This window comes from Microcoleus sp. Pol12B5, assembly GCF_036701335.1.
Classification (GTDB): domain Bacteria; phylum Cyanobacteriota; class Cyanobacteriia; order Cyanobacteriales; family Microcoleaceae; genus Microcoleus.
Genome location: NZ_JAUBQQ010000045.1, coordinates 1 through 19,114 on the forward strand (window position 1 = coordinate 1; position 19,114 = coordinate 19,114).

Annotated in this window: 18 protein-coding genes; 2 read left to right on the forward strand and 16 right to left on the reverse strand. The window is 44.6% G+C overall.

Going from position 1 to position 19,114, the window contains the following annotated elements:
• Positions 1-341 precede the first annotated feature (341 nt).
• The gene (locus QUA24_RS18125) at positions 342-695 is read left to right on the forward strand and encodes a DUF6464 family protein (protein ID WP_333066483.1); all 354 of its coding nucleotides are present in this window, start codon (positions 342-344) and stop codon (positions 693-695) included.
• Between the two features lie 82 nt (positions 696-777).
• Here QUA24_RS18125 and QUA24_RS18130 read toward each other — a convergent pair whose 3' ends face one another.
• From QUA24_RS18130 to QUA24_RS18185, 12 genes are all read right to left on the reverse strand, one after another.
• The gene (locus tag QUA24_RS18130; protein WP_333231044.1) at positions 778-1,128 is read right to left on the reverse strand and encodes a late competence development ComFB family protein; all 351 of its coding nucleotides are present in this window, start codon (positions 1,126-1,128) and stop codon (positions 778-780) included.
• A gap of 74 nt (positions 1,129-1,202) precedes the next feature.
• A complete protein-coding gene (locus QUA24_RS18135; RefSeq protein ID WP_333231045.1) occupies positions 1,203-1,511 on the reverse strand; it encodes a DUF1830 domain-containing protein in 309 nt (102 codons plus the stop codon).
• Positions 1,512-2,571: 1,060 nt separating this feature from the next.
• Positions 2,572-2,958 carry a response regulator gene (locus QUA24_RS18140; protein WP_333083611.1) on the reverse strand — a complete coding sequence of 129 codons (387 nt, stop codon included), beginning with the start codon at positions 2,956-2,958 and terminating at the stop codon, positions 2,572-2,574.
• Positions 2,959-3,233: 275 nt separating this feature from the next.
• Positions 3,234-6,695, reverse strand: coding sequence for a PAS domain S-box protein (locus tag QUA24_RS18145; protein ID WP_333231101.1), 3,462 nt, complete (start codon positions 6,693-6,695; stop codon positions 3,234-3,236).
• A 283-nt stretch (positions 6,696-6,978) separates the two neighbouring features.
• Positions 6,979-8,901 carry a response regulator gene (locus QUA24_RS18150; protein ID WP_333231046.1) on the reverse strand — a complete coding sequence of 641 codons (1,923 nt, stop codon included), beginning with the start codon at positions 8,899-8,901 and terminating at the stop codon, positions 6,979-6,981.
• Between the two features lie 202 nt (positions 8,902-9,103).
• Positions 9,104-10,390 carry a chemotaxis protein gene (locus tag QUA24_RS18155; RefSeq protein ID WP_333231047.1) on the reverse strand — a complete coding sequence of 429 codons (1,287 nt, stop codon included), beginning with the start codon at positions 10,388-10,390 and terminating at the stop codon, positions 9,104-9,106.
• Positions 10,391-10,729: 339 nt separating this feature from the next.
• The gene (locus QUA24_RS18160; protein ID WP_333231048.1) at positions 10,730-11,170 is read right to left on the reverse strand and encodes a hypothetical protein; all 441 of its coding nucleotides are present in this window, start codon (positions 11,168-11,170) and stop codon (positions 10,730-10,732) included.
• Positions 11,167-11,370, reverse strand: coding sequence for a hypothetical protein (locus QUA24_RS18165; RefSeq protein ID WP_333231049.1), 204 nt, complete (start codon positions 11,368-11,370; stop codon positions 11,167-11,169). Before QUA24_RS18165 ends, QUA24_RS18160 begins: the two co-directional genes overlap by 4 nt.
• Positions 11,371-11,560: 190 nt before the next feature.
• Positions 11,561-11,821: a hypothetical protein gene (locus tag QUA24_RS18170; protein ID WP_333231050.1), complete on the reverse strand. Its 261-nt coding sequence runs from the start codon at positions 11,819-11,821 to the stop codon at positions 11,561-11,563.
• Positions 11,822-12,215: 394 nt separating this feature from the next.
• Entirely contained in the window at positions 12,216-12,455 is a 240-nt protein-coding gene (locus QUA24_RS18175) for a hypothetical protein (RefSeq protein WP_333231051.1), read from the reverse strand.
• A gap of 41 nt (positions 12,456-12,496) precedes the next feature.
• Positions 12,497-13,159 carry a hypothetical protein gene (locus tag QUA24_RS18180; RefSeq protein ID WP_333231052.1) on the reverse strand — a complete coding sequence of 221 codons (663 nt, stop codon included), beginning with the start codon at positions 13,157-13,159 and terminating at the stop codon, positions 12,497-12,499.
• Between the two features lie 31 nt (positions 13,160-13,190).
• On the reverse strand, positions 13,191-13,703 hold the full coding sequence (locus QUA24_RS18185; RefSeq protein ID WP_333231053.1) for a hypothetical protein: 513 nt from the start codon (positions 13,701-13,703) through the stop codon (positions 13,191-13,193).
• Between the two features lie 174 nt (positions 13,704-13,877).
• Here QUA24_RS18185 and QUA24_RS18190 point away from each other — a divergent pair, with 174 nt between their 5' ends.
• A complete protein-coding gene (locus QUA24_RS18190) occupies positions 13,878-14,075 on the forward strand; it encodes a hypothetical protein (protein WP_333231054.1) in 198 nt (65 codons plus the stop codon).
• Between the two features lie 2 nt (positions 14,076-14,077).
• Here the strand turns inward: QUA24_RS18190 and QUA24_RS18195 are convergent, their stop codons facing one another.
• From QUA24_RS18195 to QUA24_RS18210, 4 genes are all read right to left on the reverse strand, one after another.
• On the reverse strand, positions 14,078-15,607 hold the full coding sequence (locus QUA24_RS18195) for a hypothetical protein (protein ID WP_333231055.1): 1,530 nt from the start codon (positions 15,605-15,607) through the stop codon (positions 14,078-14,080).
• Positions 15,607-17,490 (reverse strand): hypothetical protein, encoded by a 1,884-nt coding sequence (locus QUA24_RS18200; RefSeq protein WP_333231056.1) that lies wholly within the window; start codon positions 17,488-17,490, stop codon positions 15,607-15,609. The genes QUA24_RS18195 and QUA24_RS18200 overlap by 1 nt, the downstream gene beginning before the upstream one ends.
• Before the next feature lie 85 nt (positions 17,491-17,575).
• Complete coding sequence (locus QUA24_RS18205; RefSeq protein ID WP_333231057.1) at positions 17,576-18,403, reverse strand: hypothetical protein; 828 nt, start codon at positions 18,401-18,403, stop codon at positions 17,576-17,578.
• Positions 18,403-18,951: a hypothetical protein gene (locus QUA24_RS18210; protein ID WP_333231058.1), complete on the reverse strand. Its 549-nt coding sequence runs from the start codon at positions 18,949-18,951 to the stop codon at positions 18,403-18,405. The genes QUA24_RS18205 and QUA24_RS18210 overlap by 1 nt, the downstream gene beginning before the upstream one ends.
• Positions 18,952-19,114: the final 163 nt, after the last annotated feature.

A 19,114-nucleotide genomic window follows, 5' to 3' on the forward strand; every position in this document is an offset into this window, starting at 1 on the left:
ATTCTAATTAACTCATAATTTTGCCTGGAATATCATTCTACTATGTATTTGTGTAATTAATTCTGTCTAACTACTTACCATCAGCGTGTACTGCTTTATCAAAGCTAATCGAACTTAACTTTAGTTAGCTCAAGCGAGTTGAAGTTTATTTCCTATCCCTCTTGGATACTCGGCTATCCCAAGATAAGTCGGCGATCACCCGATCGCCAAAGGTTCTATAGTTAAGTTTAGCGCCTCAACCTAAATTACTCTCTCTAGAAGAAGTTATTTTTCTAGATCAAGAAGATATAGGTTTAGTCAACTATTTGCCCCTTTCGTTCAGTTCGCGAACGCACCGCCAGATGGAACAAAATACTTTACCCGTAGAGGTGATTCTCTCTCACCCCCGCCAATATTTAGGCAGCATTCGGCTGGATTGGACGCCACAACCGGGGAACTATCTAGATTTAGAGGGACAAACCTACGCTGTATTGGAACGCCACCACCGCTATCAACTCAAATCTGGCCGCTACCGACTGCAAAAAATTGCCTTGTACGTGCAGTCGGCTACACCGCCGACGGAAAGAACTTTTGTAAGTGGCATCTGGGTTATCGGAGATGCTAGCTGTCGCTTTAATGCTCGATCGGAAATTCTGCGCTGTGCTGTCAATCCCAATGGCCCGTGCAACTGCTGTTGCGATTACCAAAAGTCTTGAATCATGGAGTCAGTACACAATTCCACCTCGCCCAACCGAGAGTGCCGAGAATCTCGGCGTCTCCCTCATTTACAAAAAACTATCAAAACCCACTAGCAACCCTCGAACCGAATTTAAATTCTTCAGGCAGGGGGTAATCTATCTTCTGATAGCTGTGCAGCACGTCGCGAATGCCAGTATGAATCAAATTTTCTATGTGCAGCAACTGCTCTGAAGAACAGCGAACCTGAACTGTTTGGTTTGACACAGACTCGCCGGAGTCGATCGCAGTATATCTATTAGGAACTCGGCTGAGTACATAAGCAATTAAATCCTGTCGCAATCCCGAAGGCGAAAAAGCTTGTTGGTAAGGGTGCTTCGGATAAGACTCCAAGATAATTTCTACTTCCTCTGTGACTACAGCTAAGGTAATATTGACAAGATTTTTCTGCATTTTCCCCGTCCCCAAACACTCGTTAACTAATATTTTTGTGGTCGTTCTATATCTCGTCTGATTTCTCATGAATTTTAACCCGCTAATACCCCCAATCGTTCTTCGGTCATCACCAGCTCGCACTCGGAACTTACCTCTTCTATAACCCGCAGCACGTAGCAGGGAATCTTGTCGGATAAAATAGCACTTGCCACCGTACCAGTGTGAATTTCTAAGACTGCTTCTGCAGCAGCTTCAAACATCAGTCGCTGTCCCGGAAACATCACTCTTTCAAAGTACCAATTAGGAATATTCCCAATCCGAACCACCTGAACTTGGTTGCTAACATTTGCGTAATAGCACAGAATCTGCTTGTTACCTTGATAAGATAGCTGCTCAGACATTTAAAAAATCTCCACACTCTTTCTAAAACTTACTGAGACTTGGCCTTGCCTGTTAGTAGCAATTACGAGTTTGGCTCTTGTTCAAACGATCGACTTATTTTTGGGGTGTTATTCGAGAGCGCGAATCACATCTTCAGTTATTAATTTTTGTAGCATTTAGTTATCCTGCCAACACTTAGAGGACTGGCGCAGAAACCCGGTTTTTCCCGGTACAAAACCCGGTTTGTTTGGTATGCAGGGCCTAGATACTGACTTATGGAGGTTGGTTGTGCTGTAGCACGAGTTAATCGAAAGTACCCTCACTCCCCCGAACTCTCCTGACAACAGGTTCGCTCTTTGGCAGCGGAATGGTGCTGAGAGTGCGATCGACCTTCAGATCCCGAGCTTCGAGTAAACTTTATCTAGAAAATATGAGGAAATTATGAAGACCATCATTTTTTTTGATAAATATACTTTTGTCGAAGGAGAGATTACAACAGTTAGGCAAAAACCTGGTTTTTGAGCCAAAAACTTGGCTGCATCTGTGATCCTGGGTTAAAAAAACAGGTTTCTGAGGGAAATCTGCATAAATCTTGGATTAGCAGGTTGAAACGGAGTTTTTTAGCAAAAAACTTTGCTGCATCTGTGATTCCGGGTTAAGAAAAACCGTTCTTGAGGCAAGTGTTTGTAACTTCTGGAGGAGTTATTCTGCCTGTAAATACGGTGATCGGCTTTGCGCGTAACAAAAAACCCCGACTCCCTGAGATCATCTCTAGAACTTCTAGGGAATCAGAGTTTAAATTAACCAATCACCGATCGATCTCAAAGCTAAATCAAAAAAATGAGGAAATTATGAAAATAGCAGGAAAAACTAGAAGTTTCCTGGACGCATCAACCCGGTTTACCAACATAATTGCGTAATTTTCGCAATAATCAAGAGAACCAGAAAGCGGATTGTCGATCATCATCCGGCTTTAATGCCCCCTTGATTCTTTAGTCGGGCTGGGCCAACTTTGTTTGTCTAGTAAGGGTTTCAAATGCCGAGTTTGATATGGTATCTGCGATCGCTTTTTACCCCAGTTTACAGCAACGGTTCCCAACCCAGAATGTCCGCCACTTGCTGTGCCAAACTCAAAGGATCGAAAGGCTTGGCAATCACCCCCGCTACCCCCAAATCAGCAAATTCGCTCAAATCCATCGCCTGCACCTTAGCCGTCAGGAAAATCACCGGAATCCCCCGAGTAGCCACATTGTTTTGCAGCAAACCAAACAGAGTAAGTCCGTCCATATCCGGCATCATCACATCTAGCAGGATAGCGTCAGGAAGTTGAGTTTCAGCTAACAGCAATCCTTGGCTGCCGTCGGGCGCGCTTAGTACAATCCAGCCGCCTAAATGTTCCAGACAGGCCTGAATCACGCTGCAGAGGTTTTTTTCATCATCGATGACCAGAATGCGCTTTGCTGACATAATTAAAACTCAATTTTTAAATTAATTATGGTAAACTGAAAAAAACTTAAGCACCCTGCCTCATCAACTCGGCTTCTTCACAGATAGAGAAGAAGAAAGAAGCAATAAAATTAAGAGTTTCAGCAGTTAAGAACGTTCTAATCAAGCGGTTGGTATGTGGCCACTTACCTACTGAAACCCTGAACATAAAAATCGACATATCAGCCTCCTAAAATCATCCTAACCGCGTGCGTTTCCAGAAACTTTAGCTTTCGCGAGTTCCGATCAAAGCAATCTCAAACCTCCAAACTTTTTCCCCCTTCGCCTTCCAACGGTGCAGGCACTGTGAAATAGAAACTGCTTCCTTCTGAGACAACACTTTCGGCCCAAATTCTGCCGCCGTGCTGCTGTACGATACTGCGACAGATAGCCAAACCCAAACCCGTACCTCCTTTTTGGCGGGAGTCAGAAGCATCGACTTGTTGAAACCGTCCAAAGATAGTTTCTAGTTTATCTGCAGGAATCCCCCGCCCTCGATCTTTGACTTCAAATAAAACCCGTGAAGCGTAGCTATCCCGTAGGGAATCGCCTAAATCCTCAACCCTGACAGTTACTGTACTCCCTGGAGCGGAGAATTTAATCGCATTGCTCAACAAATTTACCAGCAGTTGAACGATTCTGTCCGGGTCAGCCCAAATTTGGGCTGTTTCGGGCAAAATCGACAAATCAATATTATTTTCAGCAGCCAAAGAAAGTACAGCTTCTGCAGACTTCCGCATCAAAACCTGGGCATCGCACCACTGCTTGACGAGGATAACTTGGCTCGAATCGAGCCGCTCTAAGTCGAGAATATCGTTTACCAAACGCACTAACCGTTCGGTATCGCTCGAAGCGATTTCTAACATCTGTTTGGCAGTTTCCGGTTTACTTTTCAGTACCCCAGCCGCCAGCAAACCTAAAGAACCGCGAATGGAGGCAAGCGGCGTTCTCAGTTCGTGGCTGACAATCGAAATAAACTCATTTTTCATTTTTTCAATTGCCCGACTTTCTGTGACATCTGTGACTGTGCCGACGTGACCAATTAGTTGAGATCTGTCGGAAAAAATCGGAGCTGTTTTCAGCCGACAAAACCGGATGGTTCCGTCTCGCTGGATGTGTCGGAATTCGCAGGAAAATTCCCCATCTAGCGATTGCGATTGGGACCACTTAGACAGAATTAGTTTGAGGTCTTTGCGGTGAACAAACCGCATCCAGCCGTTTCCTAAAGCTGCTGCCGGTGTGAAGTCACCAATTGCTTGACAGCGAGGATTTGTATAGGTACATTTCCCCTCAGTATCGATTTTGAAAATGCCCACAGGGGAACTCTCGCTCAGAGAGCGAAATAAAGCTTCGCTTTCCCGGAGTTCTGCTTGAGAGCTTTCTAGTTCTCTGGTTCGCTGCAAAACTCGCATTTCTAACCGTTCGTTGAGCTGTTGAAGGGCTGCTTCAGCAAGTTTACGATCGCTAATATCTCGGTGCACTGAGACCCAGTGGGTAAACTCACCATTTTCGTCCGCTATGGGCACAATGCTCATTTCTACCCAAAATTCCGTCCCGTCTTTGCGGTAATTGATCGAGTCAACTCGCAGCGGCTGCCAGGTTTCCAAAGCTGTCCGAATTTGATCGAGACTGGCGCGGTCTGTTTTTTCTCCTTGCAAGATGCGCGGCGTTTTGCCCACAACTTCTTCTAGCGTATAGCCGGTCATCCGCGTGAAAGCTGGGTTGACATAAATAATTCGCGGGCCCGGTTCCTCAATCGGTTCAGCTTCGGTAATTAACACGGCGTCGTTAGTGGTGGTGACTGCTGATTCCAACAGGCGCAACTGCAATTCTCTAGCTTTGCGATCGGTAATTTCTGTAACTGTCCCCACCATCCGCACTGCATCGCCGGCGTCGTTGTAAAAAAACTTACCTTTTCCCTCGATCCAGTGAATGCTGCCGTCGGGCCAAACCACGCGGTATTCCAGAAAGTAATCTGCTCGCTGGGCCAGGGTCTGATTTATAGTATTATCCGTATTTTTTAAATCTTCTGGGTGAATGCAAGCTGCAAAACTTTGATAAGTTCCCGCAAAAGTTCCCGGGGCCAACCCAAACAACTCTTCGTGTTCCCTCGACCAAACAATGCAATTTTTCTGCAAGTCCCAGTCCCAAAATCCGATTTTGGTAGCCGACAAAGCTAAGCTAAGCTGCTGATTCGTTTTCCGCAACTCCATGCTAGTAATAGCAACTCGTAGTTCTCGGGCTATTTCGATTTCGCACCGCTGCCAAGGCAAAGATTTTAACCTAACAGTTTCTTGCCATAAGTCAAAGGAATTGCGAGGAGACAGCGGCCGACTGCCATCCGGTTTAACTTCAATTTCCCCATCTGGTTTGCCGGCCCAGTTGACAGTTTGAATTGTTTCGGGACGGAACCACAAAATGTAATAATTTTGCATCTCGGACATGGCAAGGACGAGCAAACCGCTAGCAACTTCTTTAAACTTCTGCGAGGGCGGATACAGTTTTGAGAGAGAATCTGTATGGAAAATATCATTATTTATTTGAGTTTTTATCCAAGCAATTAAGTTTTCTATTTCTAGCAATTCCGGGGTGTTGCCGATGGTTGTTAAATTTTCATTTGCACACACAACTCCACCAGTAGCGCCCACTAATGTCAGCAATTCATCTCCGGATTTAAGTAAACCTTCTACAAACCAGTGTGATTGAGAAATTTTGGTAATAAACTTATGGCAATTTTCTTTTAAATAAATTGCATATTCCCAATTTTCGCTATCTTGTTTATAGCTAAGTTCTAGATTCACAAACTTTGCTAGCAGTTCGCAAGCCTTTCTTGTTTCATAGTTGACATACTTTCGTGTTGGGTGGTGACAGGCGATCAATCCCCAGAGTTTTCGATCTTTGATTAATGCCAAGGTCATGCTAGCGCCAACGTTCATATTTTTGAGATATTGAACATGGCAAGGTGAAACTGCTCTCAACAAAGAGAAGCCCAGATTCAGGGGGCGGCCGTTCAGCGGATTGCAGTGAGGAATTAGTTCTATCGGCTGACAGTTAATATCGGGAATAAACCGAATTAAATTCATGTTGAACAGCTTTCTTGCCTGGGGAGGAATATCGGTAGCCGGATAGTGCAGTCCCAATAAAGGAGCCAAACTTTCTACTTTGTCTTCGGCGACAACTTCCCCCGCACCAGTGGTATCAAATTGATAGACGATCGCTCGATCGAAACCGATCATCCTCCGCACCTCTTCAACTGCTGTCTGACACAGCACTTGCAGGTTTGGTGTTTTGTGGATTTTGTCGATCGGCTCTTGGACTAAATGATAAAAATCGAAAGAATCGCTAGGTTTTGGGGAAACAGCCGACTCGAGTTCAAGAATTAATGCTGAATTTGATTGATGTAGCGTCCCCTCAAAAAAAGACTTGCGGTCTTGACTTTTGAATGATAATCTGATAGCGTTACGTTGTTGGTCGTTTTCAAATAAAGCTTTTTCAATAGCTTTAATTTCCTCAGTCTCGACAAATTCCTCTAAAAATTGCTCCAAAAGTTGTTCGGGGTAAAGGCCCATCGCCTCAAAAGTATTGTTGCTAACTTGCAAAATTTTCAACGCCGGAGATTCCAGCACCAAAAGGATGCCGTGAGGTTGAATCGAACCCGGGGCGTAAATTAGTTCGCATTCGCTGTCATTGAGATTGTTTTTGTCTGAGGGCAATATCATGGCTTTCACCTGATTAATACTTCTCTAAATAAGTCTGTGTTCTTGATGAGCTGGCAAGCATCTATTAACGCCATCGCGTCCGAATCGCACAACCAAACAATCCCAAGTCTTGGCTAAGGCTTCCTTCCTGAGTCGTTTCCGACACGCACTGCATATTTATTCATGGTTATACCAGTTTTAAACAAGAATACAACTGTAGCCCCGTGTTCCCAACCACGAGCTTCATCATTCATTCCCAATTCTTCAATTCTTTAATTCTTTAATTTTTTAATCTAAAATGGGATTAGCGCTGTGCCTGAGCCAGTCTGTTTCTGAGTTGAGTCCGCTCCAAACGATTCAGGAGGCGAGCAATTAATTCCGGTTTCACGATCGGCTTGTTCACGTAATCGTCAGCACCTGCGACAAACATTTGGCGCACTATTTCTGACTCGGAATGAGCTGTCAAAAATAGGACGGGGAGCTTGCTCCAGCGCAAATCGTTGCGAACTGCCAAACACAGCTCGATACCGCTGTAACCGGGCATCTCCACATCTAAAATTAGCAAATCCGGACAAGTCGTTTCGAGTACCTCCCAGAACTTTTCGGGATCGTCCAATGTTGTTACTTGAAATCCCCAAGGTTGTAGAATCACTTGCAGTACAGCCAATAGATGCACGTCATCGTCTACCACCATAACTTTAGCTTCAGCAGGGCCAGTCTGGTCGATTAATTGGGCGACTGCTTTGAGTATATCTGCTGGGGGTATAGATTTGTGTAAAAAGCCCGAAGCTCCCAAACGAGCAACTTCTATTCGATCGCTCAATTGATTGTGTCCGCTAAAAACCATCACCGGAATTTCTGGCTTTTCACTGCGGAGTTCGGCTAAGAGAGAAAGTCCGTTTTCCTGAGATCGGGAAAATTTCAAATCCAGCAAAATCGCGTCGGGAGGCTGTTGAGAAATCGCATTTCTTGCCGCTTGCGGAGAGTTGGCGACTTCTATCTGAAAGCCGGAACCGGATGCTACTGTTTTCAGTTGCTCGCTCCCAAAAGTATCATCATCAACAATCAGCATTCGGCGCGTTTGGGAAACCGCAGGAACCAAAGCGCCTTCTGGTTCGGGCGACGGGCGATCGAATACCTGTTTGAGCTGATGCAGAAATCCCTCAATCTGCTGAGCTGTCCCCGGTTTCAAGATATTTTCAGCCTTGAACAAATGTTCTATCTCGCGCGCAACTTCCGAACCTTTCGGCAGGCCTAACGTTCCCAAAGAACCGACTAATTTGTGAGCTTGGGTCTGGGCTTCCTCGCGCAGTTCGCCCTCCAAGCTTCCGTTTTTCAGTTGATCGATCGCGCGATCGAATATCGCCACCTTTTCTATAAAATTAGCTTTTAAATTTTCTCGCATTTGGGCAATCGCATTCAAGACTTTGAGACGGCGCTCGTCTTTGTTTAATTCCTGGCTAGACCCGCTGGATTCAGTAGATAAAGTCTCTTGATTTTTAGCAGTTTCTGCCGTTTCCTGCCCAACTTGTTGGTTCTCAATCTCCTCCGGCAGACTTTTGAGCCGATAGCCCAATCCGTACACGGTTTCCACTAAATCTACAGTCATCCCGGCTGCTTTCAGCTTCTGCCGCAGCCCCTTGATGTGAGCGGTAACTGCTTCTTCTTGAGGAAATTCGCCGGCCGACCAAATGCGATCGAGGATAGCGCTGCGACTGAAAATGCGCCGAGGATTTCTCAGGAAAAGTTCGAGCAAATTGTACTCTTTGGGAGTCAAGTGCAGCACTTTTTCGGCATAAGTTACTTCTGTAGTGTCTGGGTTGACTTGCAGTTTTTCCCAGGTCAAATTTGTACTTGACAAAGTTGCCTTACCCCGGCGCAGCAAAGCCCGAATTCGAGCGATTAATTCTTCGAGATTAAAGGGTTTAACCACATAATCGTCTGCACCCGCCTCTAAACCTTGGACTCGATCGTTGCTGCTATCTAGCGCTGTCAGCAGTAAAATCGGCATTTGGCAGCCGGACGATCGCAATTTTCGACACAAACTAATGCCGTCGAGTTTAGGAATTAGCACATCCAAAACAATCAGGTCGTAATCGTATGCCTGCACCAAATGCAACGCTGTTTCACCGTCTGCTGCCGCATTCACATTGTAATTGTGAGAGTTCAGCGCTTGAGTCAGCAAACTGACTGTAATTGTGTCATCTTCTACCAGCAGGATTTTCATAAACGTCACCTGTCCTTCCAACTATTCTTGGAACTTTTTATCGGTTTTTGGGGCTAATTAAATAGTCTTTTTACAACTGAATTCAAAAAATCCCCACCTTCAGTATAACAAATACTATTCTTGAAATAGAATAATTGTCAATTATTATTTTGATTTTATTTGTTTTCCTCTCGAAATGTTTCATTAGATTCGGGCTGATATTTTATGGTTTTTTGTACTTCAGCGCCTGCTGAATCTTTTGAATCAAATATTGCGAAGAATCTTGATTTTTAACTAAGTCTTCCAACTCGGAGACCGCGACTTCTGTGTGTTCTGTATCTCTAACTAAAGAATCAGCAGTAACACTTTTTATGACTCCCAAAGGTTCTTGGATAGCGGTCAACGAATTGAAATTTTTTTCCGCTATTAATTCTTCCAACTCTAATAGGGCCATTTCGGCGCGATCGATCTTGATAGTCACGGATTTAGCCACATTAGCACCCGCTCTTGCTGCCTCCGTGAGTTCGTGAACTCGAAGTTTAAATCGGCTAGCAATTTGCTCCATTTGAGTCCCCAATTCAAAAGTCTTACTTGCCAGTCTGCCAATTTCTAGACTCACTTTGCTCAGACCACTAGGCTGACTTCCCATTTGATTGGTAACTACAGCCACCTGTACTGCTAAATGCCTGACTTGTTCGATCGCCTCCCGGATCGTTCGGGAAGTGCGGTTAACCGTTTCTAAATCATTAGCTATTGCTTTGCCCACCCCCAAAATTTTATCTGTATTGTTGCAAATAGAATTAGCACCTTGAAAAGTAGCTTGAAATGCTTGGCGACCTTCCGAAGAAATCAGTTTCGCAATTTTTACAAATCGCTGATTCATTTGAGCGATTTCTTCAGCTTGTTTGACCAGTGCCACTTGCTGGGAACTAGGATTGGTATGGGAATTTTCTGTTTGACGTTGGTGGATTTTTAAAATTTCATTACATTCGTGAACCTTAGCCTGTTCTTGTTGAATGAGCGCCAAATACTTGTGTCTTTCTACTCGGTATTTTTGAATATATTTGTTGGCTTGCGCTAAAAGTTTCGACTGGGCAATCACCAGAGTATGAACGTCCAAAAGGTGGTGGCTCTGGTCTTCCCTTACCACAATAATTGGTTCATAAATCAAGTCTTTGTGCCTGTGGAAAGACGCTTGGACGGCATCGTCAACTTTCCAGTTTTCCGAAAGCAGCAAAGGCGGAATTCTAATAAAATCTAACAATGCTCGAATTGGGTGTGACCCGTAAAGTTCTGCGCGATCGGGAAAACTCATTTGCTCTCGAAATTTGACGCGAGAAATCATGCCCAATACCTGTGATTCATGAGTAATAATGACTCCCGGCAGGTCTGGTTCTTGCTCAAATCTTTCAGCCACTACCTGTCCTAGAGTTGCAGCGCTCACTTGGAAGTCATGACACGGCAGATGTCCGATCGTGAAATCGGGGGTGAGTTGAGTTGGATTGCTCATTTACCCGGATAGTGTTAAGTACAAGTTAACAAATTATATATTAATATTATACTGGAATAAGATTGTTTCAAGTAATAACAATGATAGGGAGAAATAAGCTCTCTGGCTCCGGGGCCTTCTATTACCTACTTTCTGACTACTGTCATCTCAAGTCTGTTGGATCGGCCGCACCTGTTGTGCCACGGGTTCCGTCCTCACAACAGGGGCATCCATATTTTGTTCTTTAAAACAACCGGGAAAATATCTAGATTGAATCCCCACACACTGATGTTAGTATTTTGATGGCTGGCAATAAGCTTGCGCTGCACAAGTCTTGCGGGATGCCAGCCTCCCAGCTCTTCAATACTTCACCGTCAACGGCAGACTCTTCACACCCAAATTTGCGATCGACGCCATCCGATCGCAAAATCGCCGCCACCCTTCCCAATTTTTCAGCACCACACACCCAGCGCTGCCGGGATAATTGGCGTCAAAATGCAGTCCCAATTCAGCCCGAGCCCCTTTATCGGAAACTACAGGGTCAGGGGTGATGTGGAAAAAATCTCCTTCTACGCCACGAGTTTCTAGGTAATAAGGTTCGCTAGGGATTTGATATTCACCAGCCGGAATCGGCCCTTTCCCCCTTACCCATTCGTCGCCCGGTCGCTGGTAATCCGCACAGCCAGAAGTCGCCACATAGTCGATCGCCTTACCGTCTGGATAAACGAGCTGCAAATTTCCGTAAATTAGCTCTAAAGATTGAGCTAATTGCATTGTAAAAATCAAGTGATATTGATTCATTTTAATCTCTCTTTTAATTGGTCTATTAGTAATTGCATTTCTGCAAGTGTTTTTCGTCCTGATATTAAATCGCGCAAGTTAGCAATTGTCATTCCTTGTATGTAACCGTATTCTTTACAAAGGCTTTCATAACACTGCAACAATTGCAGCCGACTAACTTTATCGTCGCTTAACAATTGGCTAGCTTCGTGGATAGTCATTTGATGACGGCGGTGATGATTTAGGCGAGGGAACTAACAAACCTATTAAACCGGGAATAATTGCCCCCAAAACTGGTACTAAAAGCATCGGGTTTTTGTCTTGAATAGCTAAAACTAAGCATCCAGCACTAATCATCATTACCGATACACCTAAACTTGCAACAGTGAAGCGATAGGAATATTTGTCCACTTAAAACCCCGTATTTTCATTATTATATTCGTTCAGTAAATCATCTTGAATTTCGTGAATGCCTCCGCGCACGTGATAGCCGTGATGAATTTTAAGATAATTTTGGATGTCGCGAACTTCCGCTCTTTGGCTTATATACAGGCTGCGAAGTACAGTAAGCTTACGTTGAATATTTGCTAAAAGCGTAAGCACACCTCGCGTCACATTCCACAAAACTATCAAGCTAATTAAAGACGTTAAAAACGTACCAATTAGCGACATGGAATCTGTAAGGTTTTTCACAAATTTTTACTGCTAATTATTCCCCGTGTATTTTTCAATTACTAGCGCGATTTCTTTATGCCAGCGAGCTGGCTGAAATTTAAGGCGATATTCGGTTGTCAGTACGGGAAGTTGAATTAATGTTATATTGTTGAGCGGCACTGTCCACCGCGACGCCACAAAATCGGGCCCAGAAACACTACCTAGTAATTGAGATAGAGACCCCCCAGCCACCAACCGGATTTTGCTGATGATGAAGTACAGTAAATCCGAATGGTGTGCTGGGCAAAAGTTCCAGGGATTAAAATCCTGCCAATGCTTTCCGCAATAGGGCTTCTAGAATGTTGGTCACTGTAAACAGTTTCCCAATTTAAGGGGTTATCAAGGGGCATTACTACCAGTCAATGTAGAACTCTTCAACGTCCTTAAAATCATCCTCAAACCATTCCAACTCGTCAGGCGATACGTACATATCACCATATAAGTTTTGTTGGTGCTGTTCGTACTCGCCGCCAAGCACGTAATCTTGAAATTCATTGTTGTTAACAGCCCTTAAAACGCCGCCGGCTGCTGCATCTGGCACAAAACCAAAACAACCCTTGGCGTTTACTTGAGACTCCCAACCTGGCGGCATTTGACTTAACGTTGCGTTGAATTCTGAATCTCCTGGCAAGATTAATTGAACGCAATTATCGGGGCTTTCGATTCTGTCCATCCTGTTGGTAAAGTTGAGGTGCTAGGGTCGTAAAATGTGCTCAAGGTTTTGCTACTATTATCCCCGTCAGCAATTGTTACTGCAGCTTTAGGCGGCTTGGGAGAATTCCCCCCAAAGCAAAGCTCGTCAAAATCTCCGGCAGTTGCAAGTTTAATGCCCAGTCCATCAATAACTGCTTGGGTAACATTGGTAATTGTTACTTTTGGAAGTTGCCAAGCATATTTGATGCCTCTGAAGGTAACGTAAGCGGTTTGAATAAACGAATTTGGGCGCAAAGCCGATGTGTGCAGTGGAGGCTTGGTTACGCGAGGTCTGGTAATCCTCCATCCGGCAATTTTTAACTGTGTTATCAAAGCAGCCGAGCAAAAAGAAGATGTGTATCTCAAAGCCTCCCTTTTACTAGCTCGCCGAGGCTTGGGAAAATTACTAGCCAAAACTGTTCCTAATGGCGGATTTTCTGGGGTAGTAATCGGAACTTGTCCTAATGCCGTTTTTGCGACTTGTGGAACGTTTGTCCAAAATGCGTAATTTACGCCGCCTACTTCCGCACCCTCAACGGTGGTAGCAATTTTAATCGGAACGTAAACTAAATCTTTCTTGGCGTACTTTGTTTGAGAGCCCATATTTTTAAGTTAATAGATGTGTTAGTTGTTTTTAAGCCAGATTGTTAGCAGCGATGTAACTCAGCACTTCCTGAAAATGCTCTTCATTGAAACCCTTCGGATAAGTCTGATCCCATCTTTGCTTGATTTCGCCATCGGCAATTATGTAGGTAAAACGGTTAACTCTTCCCCCATAAGCTTTGTAATCGTGAAGTATTGGCGTCTGGTGATTGTCACCGGGAATATACCTAAAAGTAATTCCAGCTTTCTCAATGCACTCCTGCATTTTTCCAAGCTCATTCATTCCTGCCACCACAAGCTCGGCTCCCAAACTTTTGCACTCGTCAGCGAAAGCCGAGATTTTCTTAAGAGAATCAATTTTGGGATTGATTTCTTCTGGCAATCGAGCTTCATCGATGAACATTAGCACCAAGCATTTTTCGTCAAAATCCCGAATAGAGATTAACTCTCCATTGATATCAACGGCAGGCTTCGGAAATCGGTAATCCTCATCGCACAGTAAAAATTCTGGAGCCTTGGCCCCCACTTCGAGCATTTCCGGCATAGTGATAAATCTTATTTGTCCTCTGGGCTTAAGCTAAATCCTTTCCCCTTGGCGTGTCAAGAGGCTAAAACCTTTGCCAGACAGACTTTCTCGTTTCTAGGTGTTACACTCAACCCTAGGGTTCGTCCTTAGTACGTTAACTTAGAAGCACGATTATAAAGTTTTGTTAAGCTCGTGAATATTGTTATTTACCCTTTGCTGGGAACTACTAGCCGCAGAGCCATGCTTAGAGAAAAGTCTAGTTTTGACCGACCTTATACTTACCGACCTAGAGGTAATTTACTGATTCGCCTTTCCAAAGAATTGGGAATGCCTGTAGAGGAAGTAACGCGGCAAATTGCTCGCGAACGCCAGCATCTTCTAGGAAAATGACATTACCCTAAAGGTTCAATCCCTACTGGTTCTCTCTCTGGCCACAAATCAAACTCAATCCGCTGTTCTGTCCAAAGATTGCCGGCTGTATCCTCCCGACCGTCTAAATCGGGCGATCGCTTTTTCCAAACCAGCACAGCCTTAGAAGGGTAAACTAAGTAAGGCAATTCGCGCCGCCGTGCCGTTGGGTTTACATACCCAGAATCGCGGGTTCCATTTGGCAACAGTTCAGCCGTGGAAAGTTTTAGCAATTCTTTGATTTTTTGCAGTCCCTCATTTTCCGTACTGGCATAACATTGCATTTGATGCCCGTTGTTGAGTCGCGAATTAACTAATCGTTGGCCGCTGGTGTATTGTTTGGCGGCAAACTTGACTTCTTCCCATGTCAAACCGCGCTTAACATCAAACACGGTAATCTGGCGGCGGCGCGCTCTTTTACCGGATGGCATTACCCACGGCGGTGCGGTTTTTTCCTTAAATTCAATAATTAGCCGTCGCTCTTGAACTCCCGGTGTAACAGTATCGTCTGTGGGATTGCCATTAATCAGCACTCCGACATCTCTGTTACCAAGCATTTGATGAGTTGCTAGCACGCTAACAATTGTCGGCCTCAATACCGCTTCAGAGCCGGTTAGCACTATCCGCTCATCCGGCGCGCTGCGATCGGGTGTAATCTCTACAGTACGATCGACTCCGAGCACCGATGCGTTTTGCATTGCTTGTTGTGCCAACCAAGCATTAATCCCGCCTGCTACTGCAAAACCCGCTTCTATACAAGCTTCTGAGCCTTCCTCAAGCATCTCCTCAGTAAAGTTCCGCCAGAAAACATTGGGAATTGACTCGATTTTGTTCTCAACTGCTTTGGCGATCGTCCACGATTCGCCCGTTCCCCAGTTGTCAACAGTTTTTCCGCCAAGTACCGCCCGCAGCCCTTGACCGAAAATATTGTTAGGGTCTTTCAACGCGCGCCGCACATCTTTGTATAACCAGAGAAAAGTTGCCTGAGTGCCCATGCGGAATCCAGCATTAATTACTTCGCTAGCCGCGTCTAGCATTTCGTCGAGAGCTTGCTCGCCAACTTGCTTCAATAAGTGTGTGCCAAGAGATTGATTAAAACTAAAAACTGCCGCTGCCGGAACTACGCCACACCCTATCCAGCCGATCGCCCGCCCGACAGCACCGCCCAAAATTCCCCCGAAAGAATTCCACAAGCCCTCGACTTGTTTGTCTATTGCAGTATCCGACATATTCCAGTCGAAATTATAAAGAAACTGCACACCGCCCACAACCCAACTCCAAAGCTTAGTAAAACTAAAAGAAATTGCGCTACTAATTGCGGAAATTAAAAAGTTACCAAAACGGACAGCTCCATTAAAAATAGTCTCCAAAAAACCGCCGCTGCTAGAAGTAGTAATTGCACTTGCTGACCACGTTCTGATTAGGTTGCCACCCGTCGAACTTGAACGAATTTTTCGAGATGCTAAATCCTTTAAAATCATCCCTATTTTGGGGATTGCTTGAGCAGTTGCCATTAGTTATCTTTCCCCGCTTGTGCAATGTTGTCGCCGATTTGTCGAATTCTTGGGCGTCGGTCTGGCGTTTTGCCATATGGGTTTTGCATATCAGTAATCCCCGTAGCATTCCTGAATCCGTCTTCTGCACTGTCAAGAAAATCTTCAAAGTTTTTTGTAGGGTTTGGTTCCCCGCTGTCGTCTGTTGGCTTTGTAGGGTTTTTAATAGAATTCGCCAAGTCAACACTTCCTTTCAGCAAGCCCAATAGCTGAGATTTTGTGTCTTTTTTAGTGTCAATTCGCTGCCAATGTACGGCGCGAATAACGGCTGCTGCTTGCAATAAATCCAAAAAGATGTCGCGCAAAGTTTCTTTTTCTGTGTAGTCAAGCCCTTTAAGGTGCAACTCTGATTCCTTGACTAAACTGTCTATCGTTTCAGCCCCTGGGGTAAAACACAAAGGCACGGTAACGTCAATTTCTTGCGTCTTGAAAGCCATGTATTTAATGATTGACTTTGACGCCAAGTAACCTTTAATAGCTTCTTGGCGAGATAACCCTGACTCAACAAGATTCTTAGTAGTAATAGCAATTAGCGCGTCAATATTTGTTGTTAAGGACAACATTTGCCCTTCGATTTCAGCAATCGATTCGGCTAAGTTTGGAAATTTAACCTGCTTGCCTTGGTCGCCTTCTTTAGTAACGTCTGCATCCTTAACATTTATCTGTACTTCCCATTGTCCCCAGCGTTCATCATCGCGCCTAAATTGCCAGTCGAGTAAACTTACTAAATCTGGAATTGGTATCTGTGGTGGTTCTGCGGGTTCCTCTCCTTCCTTTGGTACTTCTTGAATAATAGTTGCAGGCAATTGACCGGGGAATCGGGTCAGCCCTAATTTCACATACATTGCGCGTGTCAAACGCAAATTTTCACAACAGCATTGATCCATATTTCTTTTCCTTGGTGGCGGGTTTGGGAAAGGAGGGAAAGAGATTTCTGGCCTGTCGCATACTTCCTTTAGTTCATATTTACTTACCATTAGTAATTGCCATTCACTATAAACAGGAATATTTTTTTGATAGCTAATTATTACCCTCCCAAAACTAACATCTGTCCTGTTGATGGGTTCCCATAATTGAAGCGTTAAAAAATGATTGGAAGAAAAATCAATATGATTAATGGAAGGATTGGATTTATCAAAAATGCGTACAAAACCTGCTCCGTTGTAATGATAATATTGAGCAGAAGCACTTTGAGGGTAAATATTTTGCGGAAATAATGGAGTAGCATAAAGAGCATACGAATCTGGAGTTTCTTGAAAAGGCGAATTTGACGGGCTGATTGTGTTACCATTCTGCCAGTACTTGTAGTAAGTTCGTGTTGTTTTGATCCAATATTTGCATTCAGGATCTATTGTCGGAGAAGGAACAGAAGAAAGCGGATTCTCTAAGGCGTTATTAATTATCGTTGGTGTTGGTGTTGGTGTTGGTGTTGGTATTGGTATTGGCATTGGCGTTGGTAACCTTTCTTTAGGAAACTCCAATCCAAGGCTTAATTCAAGTGGGGTAAAAGGGATTTGCAGCGTGAATTCAACGCCTATGTCGCCGTCTTCTGAAGAAAGATTAATTCCTAATCCTAGCGCTTCCCCTCCAATACTTCCTCCTCTAATTTCCCCGGTGTTTGTATCAAGAGTCACCCCGCCACTCAAGCCTAAAAGTCCGCCGGGAACCTCAGCGCTACCGGCAATCGAAACAGTACCGTTTGAAGGATCGCCGCTAACATCTAGACCGATCGGGCTAATTTCAACGCCAACACCGCCCGTCACACCAAGGCCGCCAATATTTCCGACTTCTTGAGTAACTCCAATTCCCCCACTTGATATGGATGGCTGCGCTTTCCGCCCCATCTCTGGGCCGCTACTATCTTTTCCAAGATTTATCGCATTTGAGCCTCTTGTAGCGCTTGGCGATCGCCCTGATGTGCGACTAACCCTAGACATAGCTCGCCTCGACTCCGGAAATTCGAGAGGTGCCGCCATCGGCGATCGCCCACAGTTCCCCGGTCAACGTTTGCTCGGTTAGGTTTCCGCCGCCGTTGCGAGCTAAATAAATCCCGGTACCTACCGCAACACTAGAATTTCCAGCAATCCAAATATCTTTATCGCCGGTGTTCGTGGCGTAGAGGATAGCTCGGTTTTGATTTGCCGATCGGAATTGTATAGGTGCTCCCTCTGGGATTTCGATTCCGTAGGGCAAACCAGCGCCGATCGTCCTCACTTGCGGTTTAGCAATTAAATCAATATTGAATCTGAAATCACCCTCAATATTTATATAATCGCCAGTACCGAGGACACCATGCCCGTAATTGATAATAGAAAGACCCAAACTATCATCAGGGCTTAATAATTTTAATTGGTTGATTGTGAGATACGGGATTGTGAAAGGAATTGTGGTTTCCCGCCCTTTATTTTGAAGTTGTGCGGTTGCTAAAGTTGACCAACTGCCGGAGCCTTTTCGGGCGTGAAATCTCAGACCCACAAACGGGTAATCCTTTTCTATTGCAAGCATTGCAGCAATTTTTTCAGCCGCCGACATCTCAGGATAAATATCCGGGTAGGGTGCTTCTTGATAAGATGGTAAATAAATTGCACCGCTCAATGCTTCAAGATAGAAGCTTTTGCCTAAGTAGTAGGAAATTGCCAAAGGATCATATTCAGTGAAAACGTTCGCGCAATTCAATATTTCAATAATGCCCGTACCGTCGGCACTGGTAATATTGCGTCTAAAAGTTCGCGTATTTTCTAATTGGTTTTCTGCCATTAGCTGAGAAAGACCTTTCCTTCGAGAACGGAACCGCCACCGGGTAAACTAATTATTTCGATCGGAAATTCCAACAACGCGCTAAATGTAGCGTTACTTCCCCCGCTGGCTGCCAATGTGTGAGTACACCGGGTAATCACGGTTTTATCTGGGTTGAGTTTTCGCGTGGGGTCAATCTCTAACAATTTGAGCGCCACAACCGCTTCCATTGCTGCTTGTGCAAGATTTGGCGCGGTGCTATTGCCACCTGTGCCAGCCGTGAAAGTTGATCCAATCAGGTAGTGACTTGCTGTGTAACTTGTACCGCCACCCGTTGCGTTTGCCGCGTCTACGTTTAAAAGCAAATCAATTGCGGCGGTTTTGGTTGAAAGATTGGCGGTAATTGTTATTCGGTCGGTACGTTCTGCAATTCTTGTTAGATTATTTTCTTCTTGCTCTAACAGCGCCAGGACTCCATAAACGTAGCGCTCTTTACTTGCCGTACCTTCAGGGTCGGCATAACTTTTTCCTGAAACCGAACCGCCTGCGCCGGAAGTATGAAGCGCCATAATAAAAAGTTTTATATTGTTACGCTTCTAGTCTAGGTAACAATTTCTCGCCTTAAGCTGTACTTACAAAAATTTAAGAAGTTGCGGAAATAGACAAATCAGCAACTACTCCCCATTAAAAAACAACGTGACAACAGTGGTCGCGGGCGTTACGATAGAAACA